The sequence below is a fragment of the Betaproteobacteria bacterium genome, from assembly GCA_016709965.1.
Taxonomy (GTDB): Bacteria; Pseudomonadota; Gammaproteobacteria; order Burkholderiales; family Rhodocyclaceae; genus Azonexus; species Azonexus amarohabitans.
The window spans coordinates 1,203,954-1,219,964 of sequence record JADJLT010000001.1 but is presented as its reverse complement, the minus strand read 5'-3'; the positions used below and the strand labels follow the sequence as shown (position 1 = coordinate 1,219,964).

Annotated in this window: 12 protein-coding genes and 1 tRNA gene; 10 read left to right on the top strand and 3 right to left on the bottom strand. The window is 56.8% G+C overall.

Annotation, left to right across the window (positions count from 1 at the left end; translation table 11 throughout):
- Positions 1–78: 78 nt before the first annotated feature.
- The 6 genes from ispB to ampD all read left to right on the top strand — a co-directional run bounded on the left by ispB (position 79) and on the right by ampD (position 6,130).
- On the top strand, positions 79–1,047 hold the full coding sequence (gene ispB / locus IPJ12_06120) for an octaprenyl diphosphate synthase (protein MBK7646733.1): 969 nt from the start codon (positions 79–81) through the stop codon (positions 1,045–1,047).
- An 18-nt stretch (positions 1,048–1,065) separates the two neighbouring features.
- Positions 1,066–1,142 (top strand) — tRNA-Pro (locus tag IPJ12_06115).
- A 220-nt stretch (positions 1,143–1,362) separates the two neighbouring features.
- A complete protein-coding gene (locus IPJ12_06110; protein MBK7646732.1) occupies positions 1,363–2,145 on the top strand; it encodes a type I 3-dehydroquinate dehydratase in 783 nt (260 codons plus the stop codon).
- Positions 2,146–2,640: 495 nt separating this feature from the next.
- Positions 2,641–4,251, top strand: coding sequence for a histidine kinase (locus IPJ12_06105; protein MBK7646731.1), 1,611 nt, complete (start codon positions 2,641–2,643; stop codon positions 4,249–4,251).
- Entirely contained in the window at positions 4,248–5,564 is a 1,317-nt protein-coding gene (locus IPJ12_06100; protein ID MBK7646730.1) for a sigma-54-dependent Fis family transcriptional regulator, read from the top strand. The genes IPJ12_06105 and IPJ12_06100 overlap by 4 nt, the downstream gene beginning before the upstream one ends.
- Positions 5,564–6,130 carry a 1,6-anhydro-N-acetylmuramyl-L-alanine amidase AmpD gene (gene ampD / locus IPJ12_06095; protein ID MBK7646729.1) on the top strand — a complete coding sequence of 189 codons (567 nt, stop codon included), beginning with the start codon at positions 5,564–5,566 and terminating at the stop codon, positions 6,128–6,130. The genes IPJ12_06100 and ampD overlap by 1 nt, the downstream gene beginning before the upstream one ends.
- Here ampD and IPJ12_06090 read toward each other — a convergent pair.
- Both IPJ12_06090 and IPJ12_06085 read right to left on the bottom strand, forming a co-directional pair.
- Positions 6,107–7,267, bottom strand: coding sequence for a pyridoxal phosphate-dependent aminotransferase (locus IPJ12_06090; protein MBK7646728.1), 1,161 nt, complete (start codon positions 7,265–7,267; stop codon positions 6,107–6,109). The two genes, ampD and IPJ12_06090, sit on opposite strands and share 24 nt — an antisense overlap.
- Before the next feature lie 73 nt (positions 7,268–7,340).
- The gene (locus tag IPJ12_06085) at positions 7,341–9,185 is read right to left on the bottom strand and encodes a phosphoenolpyruvate carboxykinase (GTP) (protein MBK7646727.1); all 1,845 of its coding nucleotides are present in this window, start codon (positions 9,183–9,185) and stop codon (positions 7,341–7,343) included.
- A 245-nt stretch (positions 9,186–9,430) separates the two neighbouring features.
- On the opposite strand from IPJ12_06085, the gene IPJ12_06080 reads away from it, so the two are divergent.
- Entirely contained in the window at positions 9,431–11,710 is a 2,280-nt protein-coding gene (locus IPJ12_06080; GenBank protein MBK7646726.1) for an NADP-dependent malic enzyme, read from the top strand.
- A 105-nt stretch (positions 11,711–11,815) separates the two neighbouring features.
- Positions 11,816–12,934 carry a D-alanyl-D-alanine endopeptidase gene (gene pbpG / locus IPJ12_06075; GenBank protein MBK7646725.1) on the top strand — a complete coding sequence of 373 codons (1,119 nt, stop codon included), beginning with the start codon at positions 11,816–11,818 and terminating at the stop codon, positions 12,932–12,934.
- A gap of 45 nt (positions 12,935–12,979) precedes the next feature.
- Here the strand turns inward: pbpG and IPJ12_06070 are convergent, their stop codons facing one another.
- Positions 12,980–13,708, bottom strand: a complete 729-nt coding sequence (locus IPJ12_06070; protein ID MBK7646724.1) for an IclR family transcriptional regulator — start codon at positions 13,706–13,708, stop codon at positions 12,980–12,982.
- Positions 13,709–13,838: 130 nt separating this feature from the next.
- On the opposite strand from IPJ12_06070, the gene IPJ12_06065 reads away from it, so the two are divergent.
- Together IPJ12_06065 and IPJ12_06060 are read left to right on the top strand one after the other, a co-directional pair.
- A complete protein-coding gene (locus IPJ12_06065) occupies positions 13,839–14,570 on the top strand; it encodes a (Fe-S)-binding protein (protein MBK7646723.1) in 732 nt (243 codons plus the stop codon).
- A 23-nt stretch (positions 14,571–14,593) separates the two neighbouring features.
- Entirely contained in the window at positions 14,594–16,009 is a 1,416-nt protein-coding gene (locus tag IPJ12_06060) for an iron-sulfur cluster-binding protein (GenBank protein ID MBK7646722.1), read from the top strand.
- Positions 16,010–16,011: the final 2 nt, after the last annotated feature.

Below are 16,011 nucleotides of genomic sequence, written 5' to 3'. Positions count from 1 at the left end.
CGCGTCCTTCACTGTTCGGCCTTGACTGGGCAAGCGCTGCCACCTAAGATTCCGCGCTTCATCAAGGAATTACCTGACGTGACTCTGGAACAGCTCTACGCCCTGATCGGGCCCGACATGAAGGCCGTCGACGCGGTTATCCGCGACCGCCTGCACTCCGATGTAGTGCTGGTGAGGCAAGTCGCTGAATACATTATCGGTAGTGGTGGGAAGCGAATGCGCCCTGCGCTGGTTTTGCTTGCAGCCGGTGCGTTGGGGTATGAGGGAACTCGCCATCAAGAACTGGCAGCCGTCGTCGAGTTCATCCATACGGCTACTTTGCTTCATGACGACGTCGTCGATGAATCTGCTTTGCGGCGGGGTCACGATACGGCCAATGCGATGTTCGGAAATGCCGCCAGTGTGCTGGTCGGCGATTTTCTTTATTCGCGCGCATTTCAGATGATGGTTGAAGTCAACAACATGCGCGTGATGCGGGTGCTTTCTGACGCGACCAACGTTATCGCGGAAGGCGAGGTTCTGCAGTTGATGAACTGCCACGATGCCGATGTTGATGAGGCGCGCTATATGCAGGTCATTCACTATAAGACCGCCAAATTGTTCGAGGCTGCCGCCCAATTAGGTGCAATTCTGGGTGGCGCGGCGCCGGAGGTTGAGCTTGCGTTGACCGCCTACGGGATGCATTTGGGAACGGCGTTCCAACTGATAGATGATGTACTTGATTACTCCGGCCAAGAGGTGGAGACAGGCAAGCATCTAGGAGATGATTTGGCCGAGGGTAAGCCCACCTTGCCGTTAATTTACGTCATGCAGCACGGCACTCCGGAGCAAGCAGCGTGTGTGCGCAAGGCGATTGAGCAAGGCGGGCGTGAAGATTTCCCGGCTGTCCTGAACGCTATACGTGACAGCGGTGCATTGGATCATGCGCGAGACCGCGCGCTTCGTGAAGCAGCGTTGGCGAGAGAGGCAATTCAGTGTTTGGGGGATTCAAATTACAGAAAAGCTCTGCTACAATTGACGCTCTTTGCAGTTGAGAGAAATCATTAGCCCTCTCAGCGAGGTCGTCGGAGTGTAGCTCAGCCTGGTAGAGCACTGCGTTCGGGACGCAGGGGTCGCAAGTTCGAATCCTGTCACTCCGACCAAAATGCAAAGAAAAAGCACTTAGCCATCCTTCGGGGTGGTTTTTTGCTTTCTAGAATCGTGATTTTGTTCCAGATGCCATCCATCATTGATTGTTGGGTTGAAATCATGGACAACACCAGTATGTCTCTTATCATTTGATATTCTGTTGGAGAAATGTGAGCGACGCCGTTCGCCACGAGGCGCTTGGGACTTGTTTCGTCTCATTTCAAGGAGTGTTGGATGTCGTTTTCAAGGCCGATCAAGTTAAAGGGAAAATCTGTTGGTGGCGGGAAGGAGCCGCTCGTTTGCATGCCGTTGGTTGGCTGCGACGAAGACGCCATTTTTAGGGAAATGGTGTTAGTGACGGCCAAGATGCCTGATCTGATTGAATGGCGTGTCGATTTCTTTGTCGGGATTGATGATGTCGAGCGCGTTGTAGCGCTCGGTCAAAGGATTCGAGCGTTGGCCGTCGGTATCCCCGTGATTTTTACCTGTCGCTCAATCCGCGAGGGCGGAACGCCCATTGAGCTGGACGAAGATCAGGTTTTCGCGGTTTATGCTGCGGTGTGTCACTCTGGTTGTGTCGATTTGTTCGACTATGAACTAAGTAGCGAGCCACGCCATTTTGCACAGGCAGTCGAGTTGGCAAAGGAAACAGAAGTGCGCCTGATTGCCTCCTTCCATAATTTTCAGGGAACGCCAGCTGCACGGGACATTGTGGCGATATTTGTTGCCATGGAAAAGGCCGGTGCAGATATCGCCAAGGTGGCTGTCATGCCGCAGGATATGCGCGATGTGCTGACTTTGCTTGAAGCGACACTGAATGGAATAGAGGCGATTTCGCTGCCGATCATCAGCATGTCGATGGGCGGATACGGTTCATTGAGTCGCTTGTTCGGATGGGCGTTTGGTTCTTCAGTAACCTTCGTGGTTGGCGAAAAGAGTTCTGCCCCCGGCCAAGTTCCAATTGAGGAATTGAATACTGTTGTAGATATCCTCCATCGCACGCTCAGTGGCGAGTAATACCTTACTGATGTAGGTGTAGATGGCGCACTTCATTCAAAACTGAGTTGTCGCAAGGGGATTTGAAATGCGTGCTAGATTCAATGTGCCCAAGCGCGCAGGGGCGGGACTTGGAGAGACTGAATATCTTGTTTGAATGCTCAATCGCGGCAACGGGGCGGGAAAGTCTTTGAAATCCATTGGTTACATCTTTGAACGCTGTTTCTCTTGATCCAATGGATAGAAGCTTGCGAAATTTTCGCGGGCTTTTTTTGTTTCCGGGGGGGTAATGAAATACCTGCTTATGATTGTATTGCTGGGTGTGGTGTGGTGGTTCTTGTCGAAACGGAGCTCTCCGCGGGATCAAGCACCATCGACTCGAACTGATCCGGCACCTGAAAAAATGGTCACCTGTTCATATTGCGCTGTTCATCTGCCCGAAAGTGAGGGATTGATCGATGGCGGTCGCATTTATTGCTGCGAAGCGCATCGAGTGGCAGCGCAAGCCGGAAAGACCTGATAGTGAGTTGGCTATCATCAACCTGGGAAGCAAACTGGCGCTCATTCCAGTATTTCAACCTTTACCGCCTTGTGTTGGCAGTGTTGTTTTTCTTGGGCGTCCTCTTTCCCCACGAATGGACTTCGCGCCTCAATTTGCAGCCATCGCCGATGTTGTTTGCTTTGTCCTGCGCATATATAGCAGCGACCCTGCTTGGTTTGCTGATGGCGACACATTGGCCCCGGCGCTTTAACCAGCAACTGTCGGCGCAGATGGCCGCCGATATTGCCGTGGTCTGTTCATTAATGTTCCTGGCCGGTGGCGTAAGTAGTGGGTTAAGTGTTTTCCTGCTGGTTTCTCTTGCCGCAGCCAGCCTGGTTGGGCGTGGACGTCTGGTGCTGCTGTATGCAGCATTGGCCACGGTTGCGGTGCTGCTTTTTCAGATTTACGGGATATTTACCAAAGAGTTCGATCCTGCCTCAATTGTTCAGGCTGGCTTTATATCCGCCGGATTTTTTGCAACCGCCATTTTGGCCAGAATGCTCGGGCAGCGAGTCATGGTCAACGAGGATCTGGCCCGGCGTCGTGGCATCGCGTTGGAGAATCAGATTCGTATCAGCCAGCGTGTGGTGGAGCGCATGCAGGATGGCGTTTTGATCGTTGCCGTGGGTGGCATAGTTAGCCGATGCAATCCGGTAGCAAGCGGAATGCTTGCCTTGTCTGACGAATCAGATGTCCCGTTATCGTCACAGGCGCCGATCTTGGCGGCTGCGTTGCAGAAATGGGTGGCGGGTAATGGCGAAGGGAACCTACATTTTTGCGGTGCAGATGGACGCGATTTGCAGGCGCGTTTTGAGCAAACGAGCAGTTCTGATGGCGAGGTGTTGGTCTTCCTGGAAGATGTAGGGCGCATCAAGGAGCGTGCGCAGCAATTGAAATTGGCCTCGCTGGGGCGCTTGACCGCAAGCATTGCCCACGAAATTCGCAATCCGTTGTCGGCGATCAGTCATGCGGGCGAATTGCTGCGAGAGGAACGTCGTGTCGAAATGAAGGAGCGCTTGTTACGCATCCTCAATGACAATGTGATTCGACTGGATCGAATCGTCGGCGATATTCTGGAACTGGGCCGGCAGAGTCGGGCGCAGCCCGAGTTGCTGCGTGTGGACGAATTTTGCGCAGGCTTTGTCGAGCATTTCATTGCGAATGAGAATTTGGAGGCCGGGGTGGTCTTGCTTGAGGCGCCCCCGCTCAATTTGTGTTTCGATCGTTCTCATCTGCATCAGGTGCTTTGGAATTTGGTCAGCAATGCAATTCGCCATTCAAGTCGCGGTCCCGGTGCCGTTCGTATTCAACTGGAGTCCGCTGCCAACGATGGGCGGGTAGAATTGCACATTTTCGATGATGGTCCGGGCATACCGGAAACGGTGCGTGAGCAGATTTTTGAACCATTTTTTACGACACACACTCAGGGAACCGGGCTTGGCTTGTTTATCGCCCGGGAGCTGTGTGCCACCAACGGTGCCAGTCTTGATCTGGCTGCTTCCACGTCCGGGGCGCATTTCATTGTTGCGGGGAGAAACGACACGTGTCTGTTGCCAGAACTGAACGGCGCCCACGCGGCGAGATGAGCCGGGTCCTCGTCATTGATGACGAGGCGGATATTCGCGAACTGATCGACTTGACTCTGGTTCGCATGGGATTGGCCACCGAATGCGTTGGCTCTGTTACCGAAGCCCGCGCCGCGCTTGAACGGGATGTGTTTCAGTTATGTCTGACCGATATGCGGTTGCCGGATGGTGAGGGCTTGGACATTGTTCGCTACATTACCGAGCATCACCCCCAGACACCGGTTGCCGTTATTACTGCTTATGGCAGTGCCGAAAATGCGGTTGCCGCCCTCAAGGCAGGGGCTTTCGATTATCTCTCCAAGCCGGTTGGCCTCGAGCAGCTGCGTACCCTGATCAAATCTGCCTTACGTTTGCCCGGCGGCGTGGAGGGGAATGATGATCCGCTGCAGTCGCTGATTGGCGATTCGCCAAGCATGCAGCAGGTGCGGGCAATGATCGAGAAGCTGGCGCGTAGTCAGGCGCCGATTTACATCTCCGGAGAATCAGGCAGCGGCAAGGAATTGGCCGCACGCCTGATCCATAGTCGGAGCGCTCGGGCGGCAGGGACCTTTGTGCCGGTCAACTGTGGTGCAATCCCTGAAAACCTGATGGAAAGCGAATTTTTCGGTTATCGAAAAGGTGCTTTTACTGGGGCGGATAGCGAACGCGACGGCTTTTTTCATGCGGCCCATGGCGGAACCCTGTTCCTCGATGAGGTGGCCGATCTGCCGTTGGCCATGCAGGTCAAATTGCTGCGCGCCATCCAGGAAAAGCGGGTGCGCAAGGTGGGCAGTGTCGCGGAGGAGCCGGTCGATGTGCGCATCATTTGCGCGACTCACCGAAATCTGCGCGAACTGGTTGATAAGGGGGCTTTCCGCCAGGACTTGTATTACCGGCTGAATGTGATTGAGCTGCGCATGCCGCCCTTGCGCGAGCGAATGGAAGACATCGTGCCGCTGGTCGAGAGTGTGCTTCGTCGTGTTTTCGGGGATTCGCCACCCAGATTGTCCAGTGGTGCCGTGAAGGCGCTTTCGCTCTACTCGTTCCCGGGTAATGTGCGCGAACTGGAGAATATTCTGGAGCGGGCGACAGCGCTGTGCTCTGGTGATGCGATCGAAGTCGAAGACCTGCATCTTGGTCCCGAAGAGATCGCTGGTGGCGAGGAGCAAGGTCGGGGAAGTGAAACGCTGGACGATTATCTCAATCGTCTTGAGCGCCAGGCGATTCTCGAAGCCTTGCAGAAGGCAGAGGGCAACCGGACTGCCGCGGCTCGCCTGCTCGGTGTCACCTTTCGTTCTATGCGCTATCGGCTAGAGCGCCTGGGTATCGAGTGATGGCGTGGCAGGCCGACGGCTGGCTGGAGGACGTGCGCTGGCTGCCTTCCCCCAATTTTGGAGAACGTCCGCTCGGTGAGCCGGTGTCGCTGGTGGTTATTCATAACATCAGCTTGCCACCGGATGAGTTTGGCGGCGATTGGGTCGAGGATTTTTTCCTTAATCGACTGGATCCTACGGTCAACCCGTATTTTTCGACAATTTTTGAAATGCAGGTCTCGGCGCATTTCTACATCCGGCGGGATGGCCGCGTTATTCAGTTTGTGGGGTGTGATCGGCGCGCCTGGCATGCCGGGCAATCGTGCTGGTGCGAGCGCGATAACTGCAATGACTATTCGGTGGGGATCGAGCTGGAAGGTACCGACACCCAGCCCTTTACGAATACGCAGTACGAAGCGTTGTGGCGCGTGCTGGAGGCAATCTGCACGCACTACCCAATTGCTGCCATTGCCGGCCACTGCCACGTGTCCCCCGGACGCAAGTCTGACCCCGGCCCTTATTTCGATTGGATAGCGCTGCGCGAGCGCTATCCGAATCTGGATCTACCGGCCGAAATAGGCGCTTAGCCGGCTTACCGCTTCGGCCAGACGCTCGACGCTGGTGGTGTAAGCGAAGCGGATGTGTTTTTCCGGTTCGTTGCGGCCGAAATCCAGTCCTGGTGTTGCGGCAACACCGGTCTTTTCGAGTAAATCCCTGGCGAGTCTGAAGCTGTCATCCGCCAGCGTCGAACAGTCGCAATAAAGATAGAACGCGCCTTCAGGTCGGGCGGTAATACGGAAGCCGATTTGTTCCAGCGCAGGAGCAAGAAAATCCCGGCGACGACGGAACTCGGCGCGTCGGGTCTCAATCAGGGCAATGGTCTCCGGCTCGAAAGCGGCCAGGGCGCCATACTGAGCTGGGGTCGATGGGCAGAGCGTCAGGTTTTGCGCCAGTTTTTCGACATCACGGACGTAGGCATCAGGAATGACCATCCAGCCCAAGCGCCAACCTGTCATCTGAAAATACTTTGAGAAGCTGTTGATAATCCAAATATCCTCGCCGGCGGCGCAGGCGGTAGGTGCATCGTTTTCGTATGTGAGCCCGTGGTAAATTTCGTCGACCAGAAAATGCCCAATGTTTTCCCGGCAAACCTCGGCCAAGGCCTTGATCTCAGCCAGTGTCAACAGCGTGCCGGTCGGGTTGGCCGGTGAGGCGACCACGAGGCCGGCGGTGCCTGGGGTCCAGTAGTCGCGAAGGAGTGCCGGCGTCGGTTGAAAATTGGTGGCGGGACCGACAGGAATGTTCCGCGGTCGACCGTCAAAAGCACGCAAAATGTGACGGTTGCACGGGTAGCCGGGGTCGGTCAGCAGCCATTCACTGCCGGGGTCGGCCAGGCAGGCAAAAGCGAGGTTCAGGGCGCCGGAGGCACCGTTGGTGACGGCAATTCGGCTGGCGGGTACGGTAACGCCATAGCGCTGGCGGTAGAAGCCGCTGATGGCCTCGCGCAGCTCTGGCAAGCCCAGCGCCTGGGTATATTTCGTTTTTCCGCTTTTTATCGCGTTGACCGCAGCAATCGTGATTGGCGCCGGCGTCGGAAAATCCGGCTCGCCGACTTCCATGTGAATGATGTCGCGACCTTCTGCCTCCAGTTGGCGGGCGCTGGTCAGCAGTTCAACGACGTGAAAGGGCTCGATGTCGGCGAGGCGTTGGGCGGGACGGTACATGCGGTTCTCCAAAACAAAACGGCCACCGGGTTTGATCACCGCGGTGGCCGTTTAATCTCAGCTCAGGCTGTGATCAGGCAGCATCCTTGAAGATGCCCATCTCGAACAACTCACGCTTCAGAACGAGTTCGCGCGGCATTTTTTCGCCCATCTTGTCGAACCACTCCTTGTGGCCGGCCAGTTCGGACTTCCAGGCTTCCGGATCAATGGTGCTCAGCGCTTCGAAGTCGTCCTTGTTGATGTTGAGACCAGTCCAGTCGATATCTTCGAACTTCGGCATCCAGCCCAGCGTGGTTTCCTTGGCGCCGACCGTGCCCTTGCAGCGCTGAACGATCCACTTCAGAACGCGCATGTTGTCGCCGAAGCCCGGCCACATGAAGTTGCCATCGGCATCCATACGGAACCAGTTCACACAGAAAATCTTTGGCGTGGCATCAACGGTCTTGCCCATCTTCAACCAGTGATTGAAGTAGTCGCCCATGTGGTAGCCGCAGAACGGCAGCATGGCGAACGGGTCGCGACGGACGACACCCTGCTGGCCGAAGGCGGCAGCCGTGGTTTCAGAGCCCAGGGTGGCGGCCATGTAGACGCCGTAGTTCCAGTTGAATGCCTGATAAACGAGCGGCACGGTGGTAGCGCGACGGCCGCCGAAGATGAAGGCGGAAATCGGCACGCCAGCGGGATCTTCCCAAGCTTCGTCGACGGAAGGACACTGGCTGGCCGGGGCGGTGAAGCGGGAGTTGGCGTGAGCGGCCTTCTTGCCGGCCTTGCCGTCTTCCGGCGTCCAGTCGTTACCCTGCCAGTCGATCAGGTGATCCGGCGCCTGCTTGGTCAGGCCTTCCCACCACACGTCGCCATCGTCGGTCAGCGCGACGTTGGTGAAGATGATGTTTTCCTTCAACGTGGCCAGCGCGTTGAAGTTGGTCTTTTCCGAGGTGCCCGGGGCAACGCCGAAGAAGCCGGCTTCCGGGTTGATGGCGTAGAAACGGGTGATGCCATCCTTATCCACGCGCGGCTTGATCCAGGCGATGTCGTCACCGATGGTGGTGATCTTCCAGCCGTCGAGGGTCTTCGGCGGGATCAGCATGGCGAAGTTGGTCTTGCCGCAGGCCGACGGGAAGGCGGCAGCGACGTAGGACTTCTCACCTTCCGGCGATTCGACGCCGAGGATCAGCATGTGTTCGGCCAGCCAGCCCTGATCACGAGCCATGTTGGAGGCGATGCGCAGCGCGAAGCATTTCTTGCCGAGCAGGGCATTGCCACCGTAGCCGGAGCCGTAGGACCAGATTTCACGGGTTTCCGGGTAGTGAACAATATATTTGACCGTCGGGTTGCATGGCCACTTGGCATCCTGCTGGCCCGGTTCGAGCGGCGCACCAACGGTGTGCACGCAGGGAACGAATTCGCCGTCGGTACCGAGTACGTCAAATACCTTTTTGCCCATGCGCGTCATGGTGCGCATATTGACGACGACGTATGCGGAGTCGGTGATTTCAAAACCGATGTGGGCAATTGGCGAACCGAGCGGACCCATGGAGAAGGGGATCACGTACATCGTGCGACCCTTCATGCAGCCCTTGAAGACGCTGTTCATGGTTTCGCGCATCTTGGCGGGCGCTTCCCAGTTATTGGTCGGGCCGGCGTCTTCCTTGTTCTCGGAGCAAATGTAGGTGCGGTCTTCGACGCGTGCCACATCTGAGGGATCCGAAAAGGCCAGGAATGAGTTCGGACGCTTCGCTTCGTTAAGTTTGATCAGCGTGCCGGCCTCTACCATTTCAGCGCACAGGCGGTCATACTCTTCCTGCGAACCGTCAGCCCAGTGGATGCGGTCGGGCTGGGTCAGTGCGGCGATCTCGGCGACCCATTTTTTCAGGCCTTCATGTTTGACGTAGTCAGGTGCATTCAGCGGTGCGGTCATGGCAGTGTCTCTCTCCAAGTTACTGAAATAGCTAATTTTCATGCCAGTCGCCGGGAGCTGCGGTCAATACTTCGAGCAACGCTGGAGCCGTCGGCTGGGAAGCCCATAATTATGCATGAAAATAGGGTAAACATCCACTTGACTTTGATTCGCTAAGTGTTTTCCACGGGTGAAATGGCCTGTGATGCATGATATTATGTTCCGCGATTTGAAATTGCATTTCACCATACAAAATGGAGGCAGACATGGATTCTCGGCAATTACGTGAAGCAGCGCTCTACTATCATCGCGAGCCCAAGCCGGGCAAGATCGCGGTGACACCTATCAAGCAACTCACCAATCAGTACGATTTGTCGCTCGCTTACTCGCCAGGCGTTGCGTTTGCCTGCGAAGAAATTGTTGCTGATCCACGCGAAGCCAGCACCCTGACTGCCCGAGCCAATCTGGTCGGTGTCATCACCAACGGTACAGCCGTTCTCGGCCTGGGCGCCATCGGCCCACTTGCCGCCAAGCCGGTGATGGAAGGCAAGGGCGTGCTGTTCAAGAAGTTTGCCAATATTGATGTCTTCGATATCGAAATTGAAGAGCGTGACCCGGACAAGTTGATCGATACCATCGCCTCGCTGGAGCCAACCTTTGGCGGCATCAATCTCGAAGACATCAAGGCCCCAGAGTGCTTCTACATTGAGAAGAAGCTGCGCGAACGGATGAAAATTCCCGTTTTCCATGATGACCAGCACGGTACGGCGATTGTCGTTGGTGCCGCTGTGCTCAATGGTCTTCATCTGATTGGCAAGGATCTGTCAAAGGTCAAGATCGTGACTTCCGGTGCCGGTGCTGCTGCCTTGGCCTGCCTTGACTTGCTGGTCATGCTGGGGGCTCCACCCAGCAATATCTGGGTGACTGACATCAAGGGCCTGGTGTACGAGGGCCGCGTCGAAGAAATGGACGAAATCAAGGCACGCTACGCCAAAGTGACGGATGCGCGTACCTTGGGCGAAGTGATCGCTGGCGCCGATGTTTTCCTTGGTTTGTCGGCCGGTGGGGTGCTGAAACCGGAAATGGTTGCGAAAATGGCCGCCAGTCCGTTGATTATGGCGCTGGCCAATCCAACCCCGGAAATCACACCGGAATTGGTCAAGAGCGTCCGCAGCGACGCCATTATTTGTACGGGCCGCTCGGATTACCCGAACCAGGTCAACAACGTGCTGTGCTTCCCATTCATTTTCCGCGGCGCGCTTGATGTCGGCGCGACGACCATTACCGAAGAAATGAAGATGGCGGCCGTCAAGGCGATTGCCGAACTGGCCCGCGCCGAGCAATCGGAAGTTGCGGCCCGTGCTTACGGTGAGAAAGTCGCCAGTTTCGGCCCCGAATACCTGATTCCGAATCCGTTTGATCCGCGCCTGATCGTCAAGATTGCCCCGGCGGTCGCCAAGGCCGGCATGGATTCCGGCGTCGCTACAAGGCCGATCAAGGATTGGGATGCCTACATCCAGGGGTTGAACGAATTCGTCTATCACTCCGGCATGATCATGAAGCCGGTCTTCTCGCAGGCCAAGATGGCGCCGAAGCGCATCGTCTTTGCCGAAGGCGAAGACGAGCGGGTGCTGCGTGCTATTCAGGTTATTCGTGATGAAGGCATTGCCAGCCCTATCCTGATCGGGCGACCCGGTGAAATCAATCGTCGTATCGAAGCGGCTGGCCTACGCATTCGAGCGGGTGAAGATTTCGAGGTGATCCATGCGGAAGACAGTGATTTCTTCGAAGACCATCTGGATGAGTTCGCGACCACCTATCACGGCCTGATGGAACGCAAGGGCGTATCCCCCGAATACGCCAGGCGGGAAGTGCGTCGTCGCGCCACCCTCTATGGTGCACTGATGGTCCGCCTGGGTTATGCAGACGGCCTGATTTGCGGTACTTTTGGCCGCCACGAAACACACCGCGAGTATGTTCAGAACGTCATCGGTACGCAGGATGGTCTGGATCGTTACTACGCGATGAATTTGCTGATGCTACCCGAGCGTACGGTCTTTATTGGCGATACCTACGTCAATTACGATCCGACGGCCGAGCAGTTGACCGACATGACCCTGCTGGCAGCGGCCGAAATTCGCAATTTCGGTATTCAGCCCAAGGTTGCATTGCTGTCCCACTCGACCTTTGGCACCGAAGATACGCCGACCTCAATCAAAATGCGTGAGGTCTTGGCAAATCTGAAAGTGCGGGCGCCGGATCTGGAGGTGGAAGGGGAAATGCACGGTGATGCTGCACTGGACGAGCGTATCCGTCATGCTGCCTTCCCGAATTCTCGCCTCAAAGGCCAGGCCAATCTGTTGGTCATGCCGACGCTGGATGCGGCCAACATTTCATTCAATCTGCTCAAGGTGGCAGCTGGCGACAATCTGACCATCGGTCCGATTCTGCTGGGCGCGGCAAAACCGGTCAATATTCTGACGCCGACGGCGACCGTTCGGCGCATCGTGAACATGACTGCGCTAACGGTGGTTGATGCCGTATAACTGCTTGCTTTAAGTTATTGTTGTATCTACCTATTTTTTATTGATATTTCACTGTCTCCTGCTAAACTCAGCTAAAATTACCCTGATGTTTGCAGGAGATAGTGAATGAAGAATAAATTGAAGGCGGCCTTGCTGGTCGGTGCATTGCTGGGCGTTGGAATTCAGTCGCCCTTGTCGGCTGCGCCGGCAAAGAAAGCCGAACAGCATTCGGTCAAAAAAGGCCACGTTAAGGCTGATAAAAGGGCTCCTGTAGCCAAGGCTGCAGGTAAAAACAGCACGAAATCAGTAGCCAAGAGCAAGTCGACAAAAACGGCGGCTAGCTCGCCCAGGTCGCACGGGAAACTGGCCAAGCATTCCAAGGCCACAAAGACAGCAGCTCGTTCTTCTCATAAGTCACATCTGGTTGCCGAATCTTCTCGCAAGCCGGTGCACCATGCCTCGATGGCTGACATAGACCCAAACCGGCTGGCACTTTATTCGGCTTCGGCCTTGGTCATCGACCAAAGCAATGGCCATGTGATGCTGGAAAAGCAGCCGGATTTGGTGGTGCCGATTGCATCCATTTCCAAGCTGATGACCGCTATGGTGGTTCTGGATGCCAAGCTTGATTTGCAGGAAGTCATTGCCATCGGCGAAGAGGATGTTGATGGTCTGAAGGGCACTCGTTCGCGCTTGCCGGTGGGAACGACCATGACCCGCGAAGCAGCCATGCTACTAGCGTTGATGTCGTCCGAAAACCGGGCAGCGCACGCCTTGGGGCGGCACTACCCCGGTGGTTTGGTGGCTTTTGTGCGTGCAATGAACAAGAAGGCGCAGGCGTTGGGGATGTATACCTCGCGCTTTGAGGAGCCGACGGGCCTGTCCAGTAACAACGTGTCTACCGCGCATGACCTGGCTCGCATGGTGGCTGCCGCCGCGCGCTACCCTGAAATCCGCAGCTATTCGACCACCGCCGAGGCCCGGGTCGAGTTGAACGGACACATTCGCGACTTCCACAATACCAATGCGCTGGTGCGTAGCGATACTTGGGAAATCGGTGTTTCCAAGACAGGTTATATTTCCGAAGCGGGACGTTGTCTGGTCATGCAGGCACGTGTGGCTGACAAGCCGGTGGTTATCGTATTGCTGGATTCGGCAGGCAAGATGACGCGAGTCGGTGATGCCAACCGGATCAAGCGCTGGATGGAAAGCGCAAGCCTTGCGCTGGAACGTCATCCGGCCTGATTGCTTGCTTCTGTATGTGCCAATAAAGGCCGCGTCGAGCGGCCTTTATTTTTTTGGGGCTACGTAGCCGAGGGTACGCGAGACGGCGTCAGCGGTCTGCTTGACTTGGCGCGCCCAGTCCGGGTCATGCCGATCAGCTGGAGCCGAGACCGAAAGCGCGGCAACGACATTACCTTCATCGTCATGAATGGGGGCGGCGACGCACTTGAGGCCGATTTCGGCTTCTTCGTCGTCGTAGGCGACGCCGTGGCGACGCACCTTGTCGAGTTCTTTCTCCAGCGTGGCCAGAGTCGTCAGCGAATGCGGTGTCTTGCCGGGCAGGCCGGTACGTTTGGCGTAGTCGCGAACTTGCTGCGGGCTGTCGGTGGCCAGAAAAAGTTTGCCGAGCGAGGTCAGATGCAAGGGGGCGCGACCGCCGACCAGATAAACTACACGGACAAGGGCGCGGCCGGACGAGGTTCGTTCCAGATACACAATTTCATCATCGTGGCGCGCACCGAGGTTGATTGCTTCGCCAATTTTTTCGTGCAGGTCCTGCATGAAGGGCAAGGCGACTTCGCGCATATTGATGCGCGATTTGACGATGCCGCCGAGTTCGAGCAGGCGGATCCCGAGTCGGTAGGTGCCGGCGTCCTGACGTTCGACAAAGCGGGCGGCAGTCATGGCTGCCAGAATACGGTGTGCGGTCGACGGGTGAAGTTCGGTGGCCTGGGCCAGTTGTTTCAGACTGGCTGCATCGGGTGAGGCGGCAAGGGCGTCGAGTAGCGACATCATGCGCTCGATGACCTGTATGGAGCCTGGTGTTTTGGCGGAGCCGCTGACAGCTTCTGACAACTGGATTCCTTTATTGGTATTGTTTGAGTAGCATTAGCCACATGATTTTCTTGTGCGCCGCAATATTAGCATGCGCTTAGCCTTCTACGTTACCTGCCTGGTCGATCTGATGCGCCCGTCGATCGGCTTTGCGGCATTGCGTCTGCTCGAAGGCTTGGGGGCCGATGTTTTTGTGCCGAAAGGCCAGACTTGCTGCGGCCAACCGGCGTGGAGCGCCGGGGATCGAAGGCTGGCCATGGATTTGGCCAGGAAGGCGATTGCCGAGCTGGAGGGCTACGACGCCGTGGTGATTCCTTCCGGTTCTTGCACTGACCAGATTAGAAATGTTTATCCGCAATTGTTTGCCGACGATGCGCAATGGGCGCCCCGAGCTCGGGCCTTGGCCGAGCGTACCCATGAGTTGACGAGTTTTTTGGCGGACGTCGCGAAGCCGGCTTTGGGATCGGCGGCGTTTGACGGCAGCGTGACCTATCACGATTCCTGCAAGGGGCTGCGCGGATTGGGCATCAAGCGGCAGCCGCGCGAGCTGCTGATGCAGGTACGCGGTCTGTCGCTGAAGGAAATGCCGGATTGCGAGGAGTGCTGCGGATTTGGCGGTGCCTTCTCGGTCAAGTTCAGCGAAGTGTCGACTCAGATTGTGGATCGCAAGTGCGATGCCATTCTGGCCGCGGGGGCGGATGTCGTGGTTGGCGGTGACCTCGGTTGTCTGATCAATATTGAAGGTAGGCTGCGCCGCCGCGGCGATGAAACGACCCGTGTGCTGCATATCGCTGAAGTGCTGGCCGGCGGGAGTGATATCTGATGCCGACGACGCATTCGCAGGCCATGCACTTTCATGCGCGAGCCGGAGAAAAGGTGCGCAACGCCGCATTGCAGCGGACCCTGCAGAAAGCCAAGCCCTTGTTTGTCGCCAAGCGCGTCAAGGGGATGGCCTCGCTGGCTGAGGATGGGCTGGATTTCGAGTTGCTGCGGTCAACCGCAAAAAACATCCGAAATCGAACACTTTCTGACCTTGATGTCTGGCTCGATATTTTTGAGGAGCGAGCGACTGCCAGTGGTGCCGAGGTGCTTTGGGCGCGTGACGGTGAGGAAGTCAGCCGGCTTGTCGTCGAGATCGCACGTCGCCATGGGGTCACCAAGGCGACCAAATCGAAATCCATGCTCTCTGAAGAGGCGCAACTCAACGACGCGCTCAGTGCCGCGGGCATCCGGCCGGTTGAGACCGATCTGGGAGAATACATCGTGCAGCTGGCCGGCGAGCCACCGTCGCACATCATTGCGCCGGCAGTGCACAAAACGATCAACGAGGTCGAAGCGCTCTTCGCCAAGGAACACGGGCGGCCCCTCGAAGCGCGGACTTCAGCGGATATTCCGGAGATGGCGAAGGAGGCGCGCGCGGTGTTGCGCCAGCATTTCCTGAGTGCAGAAATGGGGATTTCCGGGGCCAACTTCCTGATCGCCGAAACCGGCTCGGCTGCGCTAGTGACCAACGAAGGCAACGGCCGCATGGTGACCACGCTGCCCAAGCTACATGTCGTGATCACCGGCATCGAGAAAATCGTGCCGACGCTGGAGGATTTCTCCACGCTGATGCGCCTGCTGCCTCGTTCGGCAACGGGGCAGTCGATCTCCAATTACGTCTCCTTGCTGACCGGGACAAAGCGCGAGGGAGATCTGGACGGGCCGGAAAAAACGGTGTTCATCCTTGTCGACAATGGCCGCGCCGATCTGCTCGGCTCTGATTATCAGGACATGCTGCGCTGCATTCGCTGCGGCGCCTGCATGAACCATTGCCCGGTCTATTTTTCGCTCGGCGGTCACGCCTATGGCTGGGTTTATCCCGGTCCGATGGGGTCGGTGTTGACGCCGCTGTACACGGGCATTGAAAATGCGCTTGATTTGCCGCATGCCTCGACGGGCTGCAACCAGTGCGGCAGCGTTTGTCCGGTTGATATTCCGCTTCCGGCGCTGATGCATCGTTTGCGCGAGGAGCAAATTGAGCGAGGCTTGCGTCCGCATTCGGAGCGATTGGCTTTAAAAGCCTGGGCATGGCTGGCGGGCAAGCCGGTGCTTTACCGCTGGGTTGCGCGTCGAGCAGCGCGTTACCTGAACTGGCTGGCGGATGGTGGCGGCCGCATTCGAATTTTTGGCCTGGTGCCGGCGTGGACCGCGGGACGTGATCTGCCGGTCGCATCAGGGAAGACTTTTCACGAACTTTACGCAGCAAGAAAGCGAGATTAAAC

Coding starts and splice junctions, on each gene's coding strand:
- IPJ12_06110 (MBK7646732.1), top strand. CDS start 1,363: ATGTCGTTTTCAAGGCCGATCAAGTTAAAGGGAAAATCTGTTGGTGGC.
- IPJ12_06100 (MBK7646730.1), top strand. CDS start 4,248: ATGAGCCGGGTCCTCGTCATTGATGACGAGGCGGATATTCGCGAACTG.
- ampD (MBK7646729.1), top strand. CDS start 5,564: ATGGCGTGGCAGGCCGACGGCTGGCTGGAGGACGTGCGCTGGCTGCCT.
- IPJ12_06090 (MBK7646728.1), bottom strand. CDS start 7,267: ATGTACCGTCCCGCCCAACGCCTCGCCGACATCGAGCCCTTTCACGTC.
- IPJ12_06085 (MBK7646727.1), bottom strand. CDS start 9,185: ATGACCGCACCGCTGAATGCACCTGACTACGTCAAACATGAAGGCCTG.
- IPJ12_06080 (MBK7646726.1), top strand. CDS start 9,431: ATGGATTCTCGGCAATTACGTGAAGCAGCGCTCTACTATCATCGCGAG.
- pbpG (MBK7646725.1), top strand. CDS start 11,816: ATGAAGAATAAATTGAAGGCGGCCTTGCTGGTCGGTGCATTGCTGGGC.
- IPJ12_06070 (MBK7646724.1), bottom strand. CDS start 13,708: ATGATGTCGCTACTCGACGCCCTTGCCGCCTCACCCGATGCAGCCAGT.
- IPJ12_06065 (MBK7646723.1), top strand. CDS start 13,839: ATGCGCTTAGCCTTCTACGTTACCTGCCTGGTCGATCTGATGCGCCCG.
- IPJ12_06060 (MBK7646722.1), top strand. CDS start 14,594: ATGCACTTTCATGCGCGAGCCGGAGAAAAGGTGCGCAACGCCGCATTG.